The 1,492-nt window shown below is 40.1% G+C and carries 1 protein-coding gene and 1 pseudogene; both read right to left on the reverse strand.

Annotation, left to right across the window (positions count from 1 at the left end):
* Positions 1-94 precede the first annotated feature (94 nt).
* Positions 95-1,015 (reverse strand): thiol-activated cytolysin C-terminal domain-containing protein, encoded by a 921-nt coding sequence (locus tag WKI42_RS10360; protein WP_368081878.1) that lies wholly within the window; start codon positions 1,013-1,015, stop codon positions 95-97.
* Positions 1,007-1,456 (reverse strand): annotated as a pseudogene (locus WKI42_RS10365) (galactose-binding domain-containing protein); the annotation flags it as partial. The gene WKI42_RS10360 and the pseudogene WKI42_RS10365, both read right to left, overlap by 9 nt.
* Positions 1,457-1,492 lie beyond the last annotated feature (36 nt).

Raw genomic sequence — 1,492 nt, forward strand, 5'->3', positions numbered from 1 at the left:
TTGTTCTTTCATAGAGAGCTACCTGAGTCCTATTCGAGCTCAGGTAGTTCTTCTCTTATAGACTAAATCATCTAACTGTCATTGTATCATCAGATTACAAGACATCGTCATCAGAAATCTTAGAATTTAATGTTGTTCCCCAATGGGTAATTTTACGGTGGGGTTGAGCTAAAATTGGTCTGTTTTCATAGATTGTTTGCCATCTATTCCATAGTAGACCTGTCTTTTTCTCAATCTTAATTCGCAGATTTCTCATATTTTCTTTGATTGGGAGGTTGAGGACAAAACCTGCAGTCTGGTTGCGACCGTTTCCTTCCCAAGAACGACTACGAACAACTTGGTTTCCATCTTTGTCTACTGTAACTTCTTCCCAAGTTATAGAGTAGCGGGCAATGTAAGCTCCACTATGTTGAATTGTCAATGTTTTGTCTTTTGCAGGAGTCTGACTGATTGGTTGAACTGGCTTAGAAACTTGTGTCGCCGTCTCACCATTCGTAGCTATAAAGCGGAAAACTTCTACTTCTGCAAGACTGAGGGCTTGATTGTTCTTACGTAGTTGCACACGAACACGGCGTCCCAATTTCCCATTTAATTGAACATCCAAGCTCGTTCCGTCAAGTTTAGAAACATACTGTCTAGCAACTTCTTTCCCTTTTTCATCATATAAAATCACATCAAAGTCTGACAGACGTTTAGAAAGTTCTCCATCCCCACGGTTATGAAGGCGAACAAGTCCTACCTGTTCTGTACGACCTAAATCAACTTCCCACCAAGGCTGGTTTTCAAATTTTGTATGGGTAATTGATTGCTGGCTATAACTACTATTGGTATTACCATCCAAGGCACGACTAGCATCTCCACCAAAATCAGTAGAACTTTGCTTAGCTTGTTTTTTCCAAGCGATATTCTCAGCACGATATACTTGGACTTCTGCAAGACTGAGGGCATTATAGCCTTCTAGCTCAATTCGAACATAGCGCGCTTTTTTATGGTTAATCGCAATTTGTGCTGACACATCTTTAAGAGATGTTATGCGTTTTCTCTCAATTTCTTTACCAAAACTATCTAACAGAATGACATCAAAGTTTGCCAATCTATCCTGGGCAGTGTCTGTTCGGTTGTAAATATTGATTTGGCGAATGGTTTCTTCTTTAGCCAAATCTACTTGCCACCAAGGTTTAGATTGGAAGTTGGTATGAGTGACAGAATTGTGACCATAGTTACCATCGACTTTGCCATCCACAGCTCTTCTAGCATCTCCTCCGAAAGCTGTCGAACTTTGAGTAACCTGTTTCCCTAAGGCAATATTTTCCATTGGTTCAGCGCTTGGTTGACTAGCAGATTGAGGCAGAGCCTGTTTCTTAAAGAATCGCACTTTATCCAATTTCGGATCACGATAACCATGTTTATCCAAGGTAGCTCGTTTACCAATATTAAAGTTAGGAATATCATTCATTCGACTTTCAAAATAGCCACGAGAACGGTGTTTAAA

This window comes from Streptococcus pseudopneumoniae (assembly GCF_038148935.1).
Lineage (GTDB): Bacteria > Bacillota > Bacilli > Lactobacillales > Streptococcaceae > Streptococcus > Streptococcus pseudopneumoniae_U.